Origin of the sequence: Acidovorax sp. A79, assembly GCF_041154505.1 — a bacterium.
Classification (GTDB): domain Bacteria; phylum Pseudomonadota; class Gammaproteobacteria; order Burkholderiales; family Burkholderiaceae_C; genus Acidovorax.
Genome location: NZ_AP028672.1, coordinates 4,106,924 through 4,120,509, shown reverse-complemented (window position 1 = coordinate 4,120,509; position 13,586 = coordinate 4,106,924). Strand labels below are relative to the sequence as shown.

The window sequence follows — 13,586 nt, the reverse complement described above, 5'->3', positions numbered from 1 at the left end:
TCGGGCCAGGCGCTCCTACAAGCGATTACAAAGGGGCCTTCCGGTGGCGGTGGCCTTGAACGTCTGCTATAGGTCCGATTCAGTTGAAGAACACAGAGGTGCTTGTTGTTGGTGGGGAATTCACCCACCAATCGGACGGTTCGCTCTGCCTTCCGAATCTATTGATAAGTCAGGCTGATTGAACTATCGGTCTTCTCGCTCTAATGCTGCCTCATAGTGATTGGTGCTCTCAGTTTATTGCTAGACTGCGTCGGCTACTTGATTGCTTGCCCTGCCCCATTTTTTCTTGAACCCGCGAGCCCCCCGCCATAAATGCCTCCAGCATCTGTGGAATCAGCGTGACCCCATCGACCGCTTCGCCATAGGTCTGCCTGTGCAGCGCTGCGTAGCACTCAAGTTCAGACTTCAGGCTCGTTGGGCAAGAGAACGTGAACTTCGTGCTCTCGGCCTTGTGCAACGGCCCCAGCGGCAATTTTCTGGCCGTGCTCATCGCATCACCCTCCGATCAAAAAACATCGGCTGGTACGGCCGCAGCACTAGATCCCGGTTCACGATGAACCGCACCGGAAACCCCGGCCGCGCCGTGAGCGGCGGCTGGGTGTTTATGTCGCGCCGCGCCCGCTAGGATGCGCCCCCAATTCTGGTCCACGCCGTCCTCCAGGCCGGCAATACCCATCCGGGTCAGTGTCCCCGAGGTTGTCCAGCGTCCACGACGAGGCATCGGGCAGGATGACCCGGTCCTACACCATCTGGACCCTGCTCTGCCCATAGCTCACTTGGCTGTTGTACCTGCCCAGGATGCGCGAGTCCTGCGGGATCAGCAGGAATTTACCCGTGGCCGTATCATTGATCGGCTCTGTCACCGTAGCGATCACATCACCCGGCAGATTGGACTTGATGCCCGTGACCAGCGCCGCTGCAATCACCGTCCCTGCCATGACCTAGTACGAGGACGTCGGCATCTGCAGATTGCCGGAATTGCGGGTTTCCGCAGTTCCTTTCTGAAATCCCTATTTCTGGTCCTGCCGGTTTTGCGCGGCCATCGGATCGGAAGGCTGGGCCGCCGTCGAGGTCTGGCCTGGAACGAGCGGGTCGAAGGCCGCCAAGCCGGCGGCCGGGGTATCCGGTGCTGCGGCACCCCGTGGCAACCCGCGAGCGGTAATCGGCTCGGCACCATTTGCACAAAGTTCGAGCAAATGGGTAATCCTCTCCCAACTTAAGCATTGAACCTGATCGGGTCGACATTATCGAAAATCACGGTGATCCCTGTCTCTCCGTCGATACGCATCGTGGTTAGCGCATACTTTCCCCCGATACGTCTCAGTTCATGCACATCCTTCGTGGAGATGATTGCTCCCTATGCACCGATGGGGTGACATAGGGAGACACTGGAGCCGTTCGGATTGACCATATGGGGGCCGCAACCAAGTTTCTTGGTGACGACAACAGCCTGAGCACCGAACACTTCGTTTGCCTCAATGATATCCAGATCCGCTCTTTCGAGGCTAAAGTCCAGCCCAGATCGCGCCTCAAGTCCAAATGAGGACTCCCAGCAATGCCATACCCGCGCAGCCGATTTACTCACCATCGACGTACCCGACATACCAGCAGTGGCCATCGCTACTTCGCCATGCACCGCCCTTACCGGTGAGGTGCAGTGTTGGCTCTATATCGATCAACCGAGCGCCGTTCCACCGTCCCAGTAGGTGTCCGCTCCCGCCGAGAAGCCTCCGTCGGCATGGCGTTTCGCGATGTGCAGGACGCCGAAATGATCACCGTCGCTTCGTCCTACCATTCGAGGAGTGACACCTATTCGTTGCAAGTGCGTCCGCACTGATGGGTCGAGTTCCAGCGAAGCCTGCACATAGCCGTTGTGGATGACGCAGGCGGGTTCGGCAACGGCTTGCTGCGCGGTCATGCCGAGATCGACGGTGTTTACAATGGCGCGCAATACCGCCCCGCGGATTTTGTCGGCCCCTGCGGCTCCCAAGGCAACCAGCGTGCCATCTGGCGATCGCAGGATGGTCGGCAACATCGATGTGACGTCACGGCCGTCCGGATCGGGCTGGCCACTTGCCATTTGGTAGCTGTGTGCGAACAAGTAGCCGTTAGGCGACGCGACTCCCGTTCCGAAGTGCGGACCGATGGATTCCGTCATCGAAGCGACCATGCCTTGGGCGTCCACGACAGAGATGTGAGTCGTGTCCTGCGGTATGCCAGGTTTGGTTGGTGGAACCTCGAACAGGCCCGAAGCATTGCTCGACTGCAAAATCGCCCGAACACGTTGAGCGAGCATTTGGATGCGATTGCGATCCAGAAGTGACGAAGCGTTCGATCCCAAAGCTTCATCGCGCTGGCCCTTGAAGGCCACTTGTTGAGCCACAAGCATGGTTGCCCACCGATCGGCAGCACTCAGCAATCGGAGGTCGTACGCCTGAAGAAGTTCCAGCGTCTGCGCCACAAGGAAACCGTAGCCTTGTCTGCCGATGGTCCAGACGTCCCATCCCCGGTACCGAGTGTGGATGTATTCGGCGTCGATGGGACGATACGCCAGAAAGTCTTCCGTGGTCAGCCTGCTTCCCGCTGCCTGCAACAGAGCTAAGTCGCGAGTCAGTGCCTGATTCAGAAATCGATCCGCGCCACCCTTCGCATAGAGAGACAGGGATGCAGCCAATTCCGGTTGCCGGAAGATTTCCCCCTCTCTGTACGGCTGGCCGCCCTCTTTGAGGAAGAGCTTCGCCGCCACGGGGTTGCGCTGCAGGACCGGAACCCGGCGAGACCAGACCCGTGCCAAGTTCGAAGGCACCTCGAAGCCATCGCGCGCCAAACGGATGGCCGGCGCGCAAACTTGTTCCATCGTCAGACGGCCAAATCGCTGCAGGGCATGTTCAAAGCTCCGTGGGTTGCCTCCCACCGGAACAACGCCCGCCCTGCCGGTCGCTTTGTCCCCGGCGTGCCACGCTGACGGGACCATGGAGCGGCCGTCGATCGCGTCACACTCACCGGACGCATTCAAAACCAGGAGATGGGTCCGCCCCATGATGCTAGTGTTCGAAGGATCGACCACGGCCATTGCAATTGCCGTCGCGACGATGGCATCGACTGCATTCCCGCCTGCCGAAAGTATGGCCGCGCCTGCGTCGGCAGCTGGCTTCGCCCCCGCTGCGACGATGCCGCGCAACGGGGCCGTGGTGGATGCGCTCGCCCCTTGGGTCGATGCTCCCGATTGCGCGCATCCAGCCGTGGAGATAACGGAGGCCAACATGGCGAGCGTCCCCGCCAGTTCACGACGGGTGAGTCCTGCGCGGACGTCGTCTACGAAACTGTTGGATTCCACGGGACCCCAAATGCCGTCAGCCATTTTCATTTTCATTTTCATTTTCATTTTCATTAGAACCTGTGGCGAATGCCCATGTCGTACCCGGTCGAAGAGCCGTTGGCCGCCGTCGTCGCGCCGTTCAGTGCCTGGGTTGCACTGCCGCCGTTTCTCAGGTGCGCGTACGTGACGTAGAGAGCCGTGCGCTTAGACAGGTTGTATGCGTAACCCAGCGCCCACTTCTTGGTGATTCGATCGGGCGCGGGAGCCAGATTGACCGCGTACTGAGAGTAGGAGATGCGGATGTCGCCGGCGCCCACGGGTACCAAGCCGCCGATCAGCCAACCCTTGGCGTTACGCATCGGGCCGTTCACAACGCCCTTGTCCCATGAGTAGTGGGCCATGATCGTCGCCACTCCCGCATCCCATTGCCCTCCGATATTGCTCTGTCGCGGACTGCCTGCGGCGTTCGTGGTGCGACTGGTTGCAGCGGCGACGTCGAATGGACCGCTTTTGATTCCGAGTCGCAAACCCCAGCCGCTGCCGTCGTTCTTGGTGCTGACACCACAGCCAGCGGGAACTCCAGGCGAGGTACAAACGACGTTGACGGCATTGCTGTTGTTCTCACCCAGGTAGTACATACCCTGGCCGTAAAAGCCATTCAGGGCCTCTTTGGGCAGGAAGTAGCCGATGCTGTTCGAAGCGCGGACCTGCGTTGTGCCGGTGATTATGGAGTTGAGGGTCTGGGACGTGCCGTTGCCTGTAGTTCCGAAGGGATCAAACTCGCTCAAATTCCAGAACTGCGGAGTGAAGTCCCGCCCCAGACGCAATTCCCCCCAATTGCCGGACAAGCTCACCGTCGAGCGTCGGCCGAAGACCAATGCGCCACCACCAGCGGAACCGCTGGATTGGTTGTTAGTGTTGGTTGTGCCAAACGAGCCATCGTCGGCGTTCACGGCCGATTCCAGCCAGAACGAAGCCGACATGCCGCCGCCCAAGTCTTCTACGCCGCGAAAGCCCAGACGCGAGGAGTTCCAGCCGGAGCTGGCCAGCTGGGTCTTGTTCGCCACGCTGCCCGACCCGTGCGCCACCCTCGCGTCCATGATTCCGAAAATCGTTATCGACGATTGGGCGAAAGCGGTGCTGGCAAAGATCATGGTCGCTACCGCGATCAGGGATTTGCGCATACGGGCCCCTACGAAACTCGACCTCGCGAAGCCGGTAGCAGTAGTGGTCGTGTAGTCCGTCAGTTTCATGTCCATTGGTTGCGCTTTCATGTTGATGGCTGGCTAACGGGACGCTCCCAAGAGGCAGACGAAGGTGCCTCTCTAGAGCGCTCGAATGCAAGGAACGAATGAACCATATATACATTCTATGGAACAAACGTTCGTACCATGTTATAGTTTCACGGAACATATGATCCATAGGGGTTCTACCTAGATCACGCAAGGCAATGCACCCAACGCCCGGATGCCCATTGCTTGAACCGAATATCAACCAGTTAATCCAGAAATTTCTCATTCGGATCATTTGATCCACAATGCTAGGAAGTACTTAGAGGTTAAGATGTACGAGACAGTCACGTTTTCAGTTGCCGACGGGATCGCACAGATCCGATTCAACCGCCCCCTCCGGCTCAACGCGGTCACGCAGCAGCTCTACGACGAGCTCGGCGAGGCGCTCGTCGAAGCCGAGCGAGATGTCGAAGTGCGGGTTGTCCTACTCACCGGAGCCGGTCGCGCCTTTTGCGTCGGAGCGGACCTGAAGGAGCACAAAGCAGGTCGTACGCCCTACGACAGACGGCAATACCTGCAAGGCGAACAGCTGCTCTGTAAGCGCCTTCTGCAACTCAAGAAGCCAGTCGTCTCGGCGGTCAATGGTTATGCTCTCGGTGCTGGTGCCGAGATCGCGCTCGCTTCCGACTTCATCGTGATGTCCAGAACGGCGCAGATCGGCCTTCCGGAGATTAGCATCGGCAACTTTCTCGGCGGAGGCGTCACTTGGCTGCTGCCGCGGCTTGTGGGCCTTGCGAAGGCACGGGAGTTAGTTTTCCTGGGCGAGCGTATCGGAGGCGAAGAAGCGACACGAATCGGATTGGCGAATCGCGTGTTCGACGATGATGTGTTCATAGAATCTGCGCTTCAGTTCTGCCGTCAACTCACTGCCAAAGCGCCGCGCTCGATGCAGCTCGCGAAAGAGCAATTGAATTTTGCTGCGGAGGCAACGTTGGATGCGGCCTTACGTGCAGAGCTGGAGGGCATGACCTTTGTCAGCACAACGCGTGACTGGCAAGAAGGAGTCGACGCCTTCGCAGAGAAGCGGGCACCCATCTTCCGCGGAGACTGACATGGACGCCTTGTATCCAATCTTCTACCCCAGATCCATTGCGGTGATCGGCGCTTCCAACGATCCTACAAAGCGCGGCTTTCGATCGATCCAGAAACTTATCAATGATGGATTTCCCGGGAGTATCTACCCGGTCAATCCCCGGGAAGTATCGATCCTCGGCAAAGTTGCATACCCAACTCTGGCGCACGTTCCAGATACGGTTGATTTGGCACTCATCTGCACGCCGGCGCGAACGCTACCCGACGTCATCGCTCAATGCGGAACAAAAGGTGTGAGAGGTGCTGTCGTTCTCGCCGGTGGGTTTGCCGAAGCGGGTGATGAAGGGGCAGAACTTCAGGCGCGGATGGTCGAACAAGCCGTGCGAAGCGGGGTCCGAATCATTGGTCCGAACACGTCCGGAATTTTCAACACTCATGCGCAGGCGAATATTGTCGGCTTCACGGATCTGAAGCGGGGTGGCATTGCCTTGGTGTCGCAATCCGGGAACATGGCGCTGTCACTCGTCACTGAAGCCCAGGCCAACGGCCATGTCGGCTTGTCGATCTACGTCGGCATCGGAAATGAATCGGACATTCAGTTCCAAGAGTATCTCGAGTTCCTGCGCGTCGATGAAAACACCCAGGTAGTCATTGCATACATCGAGGGTTTGAAAGACGGTCGAGCATTTCTCGAGAGCTTGCAACGCGTCACGCGAGAGAAGCCTGTCGTCATCTACAAGTCAGGCCGCACGAACGCCGGGCGCAAGTCGGCTCAATCTCACACGGGCGCACTCGCGGGCAACTACGCCATCAGTGAAGGAGTGCTGAAGCAGGCGGGTGCCGTGCTGGCGTGCAAGTCGGACGAGATCCTCTCGATCGCCGAGACGTTGTCGCTCTTGCCCCCGATGGCTGGGCGGCGGGTCGCCGTGCTCGCAGATGGTGGCGGTCATGCCACGATCGCAGCTGACGCCCTGTCGGAACAGGGCCTGCAGATTGCGACACTGAGTGACATCACAAGGGCTCGTTTGAGCGCCATCCTGCCCGCCTCTGCGACTGTGGCAAACCCAGTAGATGTCGCCGGTGGAACTGATTCAAACCCAGCACTCTTCGCGGAGTGCGCTGCCATTCTGATGGCCGATCCTGCCGTTGATGCACTCCTGATTACAGGATTGTTTGGGGGCTATGGCGTGCGATTTTCTCGCACGCTGACTGACGTGGAGCTTGAGACGTCCAGGCGTGTAGCGAGCCTTTGCACGCAATCTGGTAAGCCGGTGATCGTACACAGCTTGTACGGTAGCCTCGGTGCGGACCAGCGGCCCCGACCGTTGTCGATAATCCGTGAACTCGGTGTCCCTGTGCACGCCTCACTGGAACTGTCGGTGCGGTGCCTCGAGGCGCTCGCCGAGTGGGGGGAAGTTCGCCGTCGCCCGATTTCTGAAGCGAGCAATGTCTCGCCCCGGTCAGGGAGCTTTCAAGGCGTCATCGAGAACTGCAGGCGCGAGGGTCGCCACGTCGTCCTGGAGCACGAGGCGCGCCAAGCGCTGGAAGACGCCGGCGTCAAGATGTTTACGGCCGCGCGGCTCGCCTCATCTGCAGACGATGCGGTCGTTGCATTCGAATCGATGGGTCGAGTCCCCGTAGCCATGAAGATCGTTTCCTGTGACGTCGTTCACAAGACGGAAGCAGGTGGCGTCAGGCTCAACATCAGCAGCACGTCCTCGGTTCGGGATGCGTATGCCACGATCCTCGCAAATTCGACGACGTACGCACGCGCGCACGGCCGGGAGAGCCCTAACGTGGCAGGTGTGCTCATTACCCCGATGGCCCCCTCTGGTGGCGTTGAAGTCATCATCGGCGTCGTGCGAGACCCGTTATACGGCCCCGTCCTAATGTTCGGTCTGGGAGGCGTGTTGGTGGAAGTGTTGCGCGATGTAGTCTTTCGATCTCTTCCGCTCACCGAAACAGACGCGCGGTCTATGCTTGGGGAAATTCGTGCCTCGCAGATTCTGGATGGCGTGCGAGGCTTACTCCCCGTTGACAAGGACGCACTGGTTCAGTTGATGCTTGGCGTATCCCGCCTGTGCACAGCGTTTCCTGAGATCGCTGAATTGGATCTAAACCCTGTCATGACTTACCCAGAGGGGATCAGGGTTCTTGATGTACGAATATTGCTCGATCCGAAACCGCAGTTGACCTCACAGGAGAACTAAGTGAACCAGCTACCGATGCTTCACGACGCGCTTCTCACAATTGACAATCGCGTCGCAACGCTCACCCTGAATCGGGATGACGTGCGAAACGAACTAACGGGAACCCGACTCATTGATGATATCGAAGAGACCGTTCGCTGGATCAATCGCGATGAGAGCGTTTCAGTGCTCGTGATCACGGGCAATGGGAAGGCCTTTTCAGCTGGCGGCAACATCAAGCACATGCTCGCCCGGCAAAGCAGCTTTGCCGGTGACGTCTACGAGGTTCAGACGCGCTATCGGTCCGGCATCCAACGCATTCCCCTTGCACTCAGTCGCCTCGATGTGCCGACAATAGCCGCAATCAATGGATCAGCCATTGGCGCGGGCTTCGATCTAGCCTGCATGTGTGACATCCGACTGGCCTCTGATGTCGCTGTCATGGCAGAGAGCTTCGTCAACATCGGGATCGTGCCTGGCGATGGCGGCGTCTGGTTCCTGCAACGGTTGGTGGGGCCGCAGCGCGCCGCCGAACTCTGTCTCACGGGGCGATCCGTGAGCGCATCGGAGGCTTTGGCTCTTGGGCTTGTTCTCGACGTGGTAAGTCCGGAAAAGCTGATGACTCGTGCTGCCGAGTTGGCCCACTCCATCGCGGCGAAGCCGCCACAAGCGCTGCGTCTCACGAAGCGCTTGTTGAAGAGTGCGCAAGGCATGGAGTTTCCGGAGTTCCTGGACTTGTGCGCCGCATTTCAGGGGATGTGCCACAACACCAAGGATCACTTGGAAGCAGTTGGCGCAGTGCTCGACAAACGGCGTCCCCATTTCGTCGGGCGGTAGCTGCAGCGGTCAACTGCGTGCTTGTGTCGCGCTGTCAGGTCCGTAATGGAGCTGATGCGCTCTTTGCATCGATGGGTGTAACATTCGTTCCATTCACACGAGGAGAACGCCCTGAATATGAGCGCCCGAGAAAAGCTACTGGAGCAGTTTGAAGCCCTAACGCCGCGCATGCAAGCCGCAGCGCGATTCATCGTCGACTACCCCAATGAGGTAGTCATCAATTCGATGCGAAGCATCGCCGAAAAGGCGGGGGCACAGCCAACAACCCTGGTGCGACTTGCACAGCAACTGGGATATGAAGGCTGGTCCGACCTCAAGTCAGCGTTTGCAGAAGACCTTGGGTTACACGATGACTCCTATGGGCAGCGCGCGAAGACCGTCGCCCGGCGCGGCCGCACGCACGATCTGGTCAGCGAGTTATTCGCTGTGCATCACGGCAATATTGACGCCACTGAAAAGGGAGCCAGCCCGCGGCTGAGGGACGCGGTAAAGGCGCTTAGGAAGGCCAAGAGCGTGCACATTGCTGGTCTTCGGGCTAGCTTTCCCGTGGCCTATACCCTTTTCTATGGCTATCGACTATTTCGAAATTCCGTTCATTTAATTGACGCCTCGAGCACCGGACTTGAACTGCAGCTAAGGCCCATCGAGAAGGGCGACGCCGTCGTCGTGACAAGTTTTGCGCCGTACTCGCGTGAGTCGCTGGAGATCGCCAACCATGCAAAAAGGGCTGGAGCGACGCTGGTATCGATGACCGATAGCAGTGCGTCACCTCTAGCGCTTCAGGCTGACATCACGTTGCTCTTTGCCGTGCATAGCTCGTCGTTCTTTCCGTCGGTTGCGGCGGGCGTCGCGCTAATGGAAGCATTGCTGGAGCAGCTCGTTGCTGACTCTAGCCCTCAAGTCGTTGAACAAATCGAACACGTCGAGCGCCAACTCTTTGAGTCCGGTGCGTATGTGCAAGCGTCAGCGGCCAAGCGAGCGCGCGCGTGAAGAGCGCCCTGCAGATGCCTTCTGGCGTCTACTTTGACCAAATGAGCGGCTAAGAAGCCCTCCGGCAGGCCCCTAGGCTGGATCGACTTTCAGGCCGCGCCCCAGTCAGAGAAGCTGCCAGGCAGAAGAAGGCCAGGAAGCTGGCTTCCCAGCGGTTATTGCGCGGGGCGATGCACCAGTACTGCTTGAACCGTCCTATGCATCGCTCGATGGTATTGAGCACGCGGCAGAGCTTGGCATCGAGGGGCCGTGCTTGTCGGCAACTGTGCGCTTGCGCGCCACGGGCTTCGATCTACACAACCAAGGCACGGTTGTCGCAGCCCTTGTCTGCGAGGACATGTGTGGGCGCAAAGCCTCGCAGCAGCTCGGGGGCCTGAATGAAATCGTTAACTAGCTCTGGCTTGAGGATCAGCCTCAAGGGCGGCCCCTGCTCGTCACCGGCTAGGTGGATCTTCGTGCTCAAACACCTCGGGAACGCCTCAGGGCCGCAGTCTTGCCCCACGTTGCCCAAGTCAGCTTCTTGATGCGCTCGAACGACGGTGCGATCGACCAGCCGGTACCCGATGCACTGGACCTTGACCAGCATGGCAGCCATTTGTTCCCAGACTCCGGCGGCAGGCCTAACGGGTGACGCACCTGCTGACCATGCACATCAAGCCCGCTGACGAACAGCTGCGCAAGTGCAGGTCTTTCGCGAAGCGGTACAGCACGCTACAGGAGGCAAATTCAAGCTGACCCGGGCGGATCTCAAGGCCACACTGAACAGGAGGCTTAGCAGGTATCCTTGGGAAACCATGGAGCATGTGACCAAGGATGGATCAGCCAAGCTGATCGAAGAGGATCTTTCCTCACCAGAAATCAAGCGCAACGATCCCTATCCAATGCGCTTCTCTTTTGAAGAGGCGATCGAAACCACGCCGCCCAAAGAAGAGTAAGCATCCGGCGTTACCCGGGCTAGCAAGCAAGGGAATGTGTCATCAGCGATGCGCCGGCGGGTGACTCTTGTAGATGGGCTTGGTGCAATCAGTGTCTGGTACTGCAACGAAAGCGTGTGGCTTACTCCGGCTGCGAAACGAACATTCCTGCGCTTCTAACTGAGCGCGAACTCCCGTAGCAGCTCGACAAGCGCGCGGTTCAGGGCATTCGGGCTTCTCTCGTAGGTCGCCAGTCTGAGCGACCCAAGCACAGGCCAAGCAGCAGATCCCTGCGGCAATGCGACGAGCCCGTCGTCCATCGCTGATTCGCTGAGCACCGATACCCCTAGTCCTTCTTTGAGACAAGACTGGATAGCGATGATGCTGCTCAACGTGAGCGTCTCGCGCCACTGGATCGTCTTGGCGTTCAAGGCAGTGACCGCTGTCGAGCGGAATGTACACGGTGCAGAGAGCAGGCAGAGTTCAACAGTGGGCGGTGGTTGCTCCATATGACTGTGGGCCACCCACAGCATCTTTTCCTCGCGAAAGAATTGTGCGGAGCCGTACCCCTCATGCTCCTTTGCCACCACCACGTCAAGTTCTCCAGCATCGAACGATCTCAACAGGGCCTCACTGAGACCAACCTTCACGCTAAGTTCAACTCGAGGGAGTAACTGCCGAATGCGGGCCAGAAACTCCGGCAGCCGATGCGGGATGAGGTACTCAACGATGCCAAGCCGGAGGCGTCCTTCCAATTTGCCACGGCCAAGCATACCGAAGGCTTCATCGTTCAGGCGCAGAAGCCTGTTGGCGTAGTTGAGAAACTGCTCCCCGGCCTCGGTGAGAGCCACCTCGCGACTGTTCCGAGAAAACAGTTGTGCCCCCAGAAGATCCTCAAGCCGCTGGACCCTGGTGCTCACAGCTGACTGAGACCTGGATAGGCGCTTAGATGCCGCTGTGAAGCTTCGTGTATCTGCAATGGCAACGAAGCAGCGGATGAGGTCAATATCTAGATCAGGCACATGCATCTCAGAGTCGAATTGGACCTATTTGAATTATGCGATTCCCTGATTGAGCTTGCCTGCTTAGCATCTACTCGTTGCAAAAAACTGGAGAAAAGTGTGCGAGCTGTTTGGTATGAGGAAGTTGGACCTGCAGGTAGTGTTCTGATGAAAGGCGACCGCCCGACGCCATCACCCGGTCCAGGGCAGGTGCTGGTGAAGCTCTGCGCGTCGGGCGTCAATCCTTCCGACGTGAAGGCCCGAGCGGGAGTTCGTGGCGGGAGCAGCGCGCTGCCCTTTCCTTTTGTCATTCCGCACAGCGATGGCGCCGGGTTCGTTGCAGAGTGCGGCCCGGGATGCAGTCGCATCAGTCGGGGTGATCGTGTTTGGATCAGCAATGGCCAGTGGAGGCGTGCCGAGGGCACCGCCGCGCAGTACATCGCGATTGACGAGAATCTGGTCTTCATACTTCCAGATAACATCTCGTTCAGCGTCGGTGCTGCACTCGGCATCCCCGCGCTCACGGCATGCCATGCCACCACGGGATTTGAAGACATCGCCGGGCGGACCGTCCTCATCAGCGGAGGTGCCGGCACCGTTGGGCGCCTCGCCGTCCAGTTTGCAAAGATGGCGGGCGCGTTTGTGGTGGCGTCTGGCCATGGCCCAGATGACCGAGCCCGCATCCTCAACGCGGGTGCCGATGCGTTCGTGGACTATGCAAGTCTCACCTTCGTCGCCGACGTGCTCGCGGAAACAAACGGACTGCTAATCGACCACGCCGTTGAGGTCGAGTTCGGTGCCAATGCCGAGCATCTCGCCGACCTAGTCGCCGAAAGAGGGACGATCGTAACCTACGGTTCTGCTCGGGTCATGCGACCGGATATCCCGTTCTACAAGCTGCTTTTCAAAGGCATACGCCTTGAATTCGTGCTGGTCTACCTGCTGACCGCAAAGGAGCGGGCACACGCTGCGAATCGCATCAACCGCCTGCTGGTGGAAGGTCGCCTCGACGTCCCCATTCACCAGGTCTTCCCCCTCAAGGACTGTGCGCTTGCCCACGAGCTGGTGGAGAGCGGCAAGCGATCAGGGGCAGTTGTTCTCGACCTGGAGAGCACCATCTGAACCCGTCGGGTCGGCCCAGGGTAAGGGTGTCGGCCTTCTCCGCCTGGTCGTGCGCCTCGGGTAGCCTTGCCCATCGTCGGACGGCTGGGTACCTTCCGTGACGATCACAGCTATGCCTGCACGCTGCCCGCAATATTCAGCCGCGAGCTTGCCGTGCGTGCCATCTGCGTTGGCGCGCGCACTTGTCATCCGTGCCATAACCACGCGGTTCTGAATCTCGACTCGACCGAGCTGTGATGGTGTGAGCAGCTTTTTCATGCGCACAGCTCCATCTTCACGATGGTTGGGCCCAGCCAGCGGGCTGCTCGGGACTTGGAACAGCCGACTGCCCGTCTCGATGTCGCCCATGTCGTCGGTAAAAAACTCAGGCGCTCAATGAGCACGGCGATTGCGGCCTTCGATTGCCAATCGTCTCCAGCGTAGAACAGGATGCGCTGACCGCCTTCCTTCGTGGGTTCTGCCGCCAGGCTCCAAAATGCATGGTGACTGAACGCCTTCACCACGCGTGCCCCGGGAACCATTTCAGCGAACAGTGCAGACGGGCGTCCCCTTCCCTGTCGATGGACGGAAGCGGCGGCTTTTGCAGCGGATCGTTGGTATCCACAACGATGCGCCTGCCGAAGTCCGGCAGCCCCGCAAGGGCCTGAGGCAGTTTAGGCCAGGGGACCGCCACGAATACGATGTCTTTGGAGGCCGCCTCTTCCTGCCTGCCCGCCTTCATCGATGGGCCGAGCCTTCCCACCAGTTCCTGCAGGCTGCCTGGGCCTTGGCTGTTTGAGATGGTCACTTCGATGTTCAAGCGAGCCAGTTGCTGTGCAATGGCGCCGCCTATCTGGCGTGCTCCGATGATGCCAATGGTGGTGCTGGTCATGTGCTTTCTGTCGTCATGG

12 protein-coding genes and 4 pseudogenes are annotated in these 13,586 nt (G+C 59.1%); 6 read left to right on the top strand and 10 right to left on the bottom strand.

Translation table 11 applies throughout. From position 1 onward, the window contains the following. Positions 1–229: 229 nt before the first annotated feature. The 5 genes and pseudogenes from ACAM51_RS18865 to ACAM51_RS18845 all read right to left on the bottom strand — a co-directional run bounded on the left by ACAM51_RS18865 (position 230) and on the right by ACAM51_RS18845 (position 4,572). The gene (locus tag ACAM51_RS18865) at positions 230–490 is read right to left on the bottom strand and encodes a DUF2274 domain-containing protein (protein WP_369641500.1); all 261 of its coding nucleotides are present in this window, start codon (positions 488–490) and stop codon (positions 230–232) included. Beyond that, a pseudogene (locus tag ACAM51_RS18860) lies at positions 487–1,115 on the bottom strand (TrbI/VirB10 family protein); the annotation flags it as partial. The gene ACAM51_RS18865 and the pseudogene ACAM51_RS18860, both read right to left, overlap by 4 nt. Positions 1,116–1,216: 101 nt before the next feature. After that, positions 1,217–1,507 (bottom strand): annotated as a pseudogene (locus tag ACAM51_RS18855) (acetyl-CoA C-acyltransferase); the annotation flags it as partial. Between the two features lie 168 nt (positions 1,508–1,675). After that, entirely contained in the window at positions 1,676–3,379 is a 1,704-nt protein-coding gene (locus tag ACAM51_RS18850; protein WP_369641499.1) for a gamma-glutamyltransferase, read from the bottom strand. An 11-nt stretch (positions 3,380–3,390) separates the two neighbouring features. Continuing rightward, positions 3,391–4,572, bottom strand: a complete 1,182-nt coding sequence (locus tag ACAM51_RS18845) for a porin (RefSeq protein ID WP_369641498.1) — start codon at positions 4,570–4,572, stop codon at positions 3,391–3,393. A 310-nt stretch (positions 4,573–4,882) separates the two neighbouring features. Between ACAM51_RS18845 and ACAM51_RS18840 the strand changes: the two genes are divergently transcribed. From ACAM51_RS18840 to ACAM51_RS18825, 4 genes are all read left to right on the top strand, one after another. Beyond that, positions 4,883–5,662 carry an enoyl-CoA hydratase/isomerase family protein gene (locus ACAM51_RS18840; protein ID WP_369641497.1) on the top strand — a complete coding sequence of 260 codons (780 nt, stop codon included), beginning with the start codon at positions 4,883–4,885 and terminating at the stop codon, positions 5,660–5,662. A gap of 1 nt (position 5,663) precedes the next feature. Beyond that, positions 5,664–7,853, top strand: coding sequence for an acetate--CoA ligase family protein (locus tag ACAM51_RS18835; RefSeq protein ID WP_369641496.1), 2,190 nt, complete (start codon positions 5,664–5,666; stop codon positions 7,851–7,853). Next, a complete protein-coding gene (locus ACAM51_RS18830; RefSeq protein WP_369641495.1) occupies positions 7,854–8,669 on the top strand; it encodes an enoyl-CoA hydratase-related protein in 816 nt (271 codons plus the stop codon). It begins immediately after the preceding gene. A gap of 117 nt (positions 8,670–8,786) precedes the next feature. Beyond that, positions 8,787–9,659, top strand: a complete 873-nt coding sequence (locus ACAM51_RS18825; RefSeq protein ID WP_369641494.1) for a MurR/RpiR family transcriptional regulator — start codon at positions 8,787–8,789, stop codon at positions 9,657–9,659. Between the two features lie 292 nt (positions 9,660–9,951). On the opposite strand, the gene ACAM51_RS18820 is transcribed toward ACAM51_RS18825, so the two are convergent. Then, positions 9,952–10,254 carry a transposase gene (locus ACAM51_RS18820; protein WP_369641493.1) on the bottom strand — a complete coding sequence of 101 codons (303 nt, stop codon included), beginning with the start codon at positions 10,252–10,254 and terminating at the stop codon, positions 9,952–9,954. A gap of 85 nt (positions 10,255–10,339) precedes the next feature. On the opposite strand from ACAM51_RS18820, the gene ACAM51_RS18815 reads away from it, so the two are divergent. Continuing rightward, a complete protein-coding gene (locus tag ACAM51_RS18815; protein ID WP_369641492.1) occupies positions 10,340–10,594 on the top strand; it encodes a hypothetical protein in 255 nt (84 codons plus the stop codon). A gap of 155 nt (positions 10,595–10,749) precedes the next feature. On the opposite strand, the gene ACAM51_RS18810 is transcribed toward ACAM51_RS18815, so the two are convergent. Together ACAM51_RS18810 and ACAM51_RS18805 are read right to left on the bottom strand one after the other, a co-directional pair. After that, a complete protein-coding gene (locus tag ACAM51_RS18810; RefSeq protein WP_369643848.1) occupies positions 10,750–11,424 on the bottom strand; it encodes a LysR substrate-binding domain-containing protein in 675 nt (224 codons plus the stop codon). Between the two features lie 36 nt (positions 11,425–11,460). Then, positions 11,461–11,601: pseudogene (locus tag ACAM51_RS18805) on the bottom strand (LysR family transcriptional regulator); the annotation flags it as partial. A 141-nt stretch (positions 11,602–11,742) separates the two neighbouring features. Between ACAM51_RS18805 and ACAM51_RS18800 the strand changes: the two are divergent. Further along, positions 11,743–12,696 (top strand): NADPH:quinone reductase, encoded by a 954-nt coding sequence (locus tag ACAM51_RS18800; RefSeq protein ID WP_369641491.1) that lies wholly within the window; start codon positions 11,743–11,745, stop codon positions 12,694–12,696. 60 nt (positions 12,697–12,756) lie between these two features. Here ACAM51_RS18800 and ACAM51_RS18795 read toward each other — a convergent pair. After that, a pseudogene (locus ACAM51_RS18795) lies at positions 12,757–12,954 on the bottom strand (alkene reductase); the annotation flags it as partial. A gap of 238 nt (positions 12,955–13,192) precedes the next feature. Beyond that, a complete protein-coding gene (locus tag ACAM51_RS18790; RefSeq protein ID WP_369641490.1) occupies positions 13,193–13,567 on the bottom strand; it encodes an NADPH-dependent F420 reductase in 375 nt (124 codons plus the stop codon). Positions 13,568–13,586: the final 19 nt, after the last annotated feature.

Excerpts from the sequence above, each read along its gene's own strand:
- ACAM51_RS18825 (WP_369641494.1), top strand. The coding sequence starts at position 8,787 with ATGAGCGCCCGAGAAAAGCTACTGGAGCAGTTTGAAGCCCTAACGCCG.
- ACAM51_RS18790 (WP_369641490.1), bottom strand. The coding sequence starts at position 13,567 with ATGACCAGCACCACCATTGGCATCATCGGAGCACGCCAGATAGGCGGC.
- ACAM51_RS18865 (WP_369641500.1), bottom strand. The coding sequence starts at position 490 with ATGAGCACGGCCAGAAAATTGCCGCTGGGGCCGTTGCACAAGGCCGAG.
- ACAM51_RS18840 (WP_369641497.1), top strand. The coding sequence starts at position 4,883 with ATGTACGAGACAGTCACGTTTTCAGTTGCCGACGGGATCGCACAGATC.
- ACAM51_RS18800 (WP_369641491.1), top strand. The coding sequence starts at position 11,743 with ATGAAAGGCGACCGCCCGACGCCATCACCCGGTCCAGGGCAGGTGCTG.
- ACAM51_RS18835 (WP_369641496.1), top strand. The coding sequence starts at position 5,664 with ATGGACGCCTTGTATCCAATCTTCTACCCCAGATCCATTGCGGTGATC.
- ACAM51_RS18850 (WP_369641499.1), bottom strand. The coding sequence starts at position 3,379 with ATGAAAATGAAAATGAAAATGGCTGACGGCATTTGGGGTCCCGTGGAA.
- ACAM51_RS18820 (WP_369641493.1), bottom strand. The coding sequence starts at position 10,254 with ATGGCTGCCATGCTGGTCAAGGTCCAGTGCATCGGGTACCGGCTGGTC.
- ACAM51_RS18845 (WP_369641498.1), bottom strand. The coding sequence starts at position 4,572 with ATGAAACTGACGGACTACACGACCACTACTGCTACCGGCTTCGCGAGG.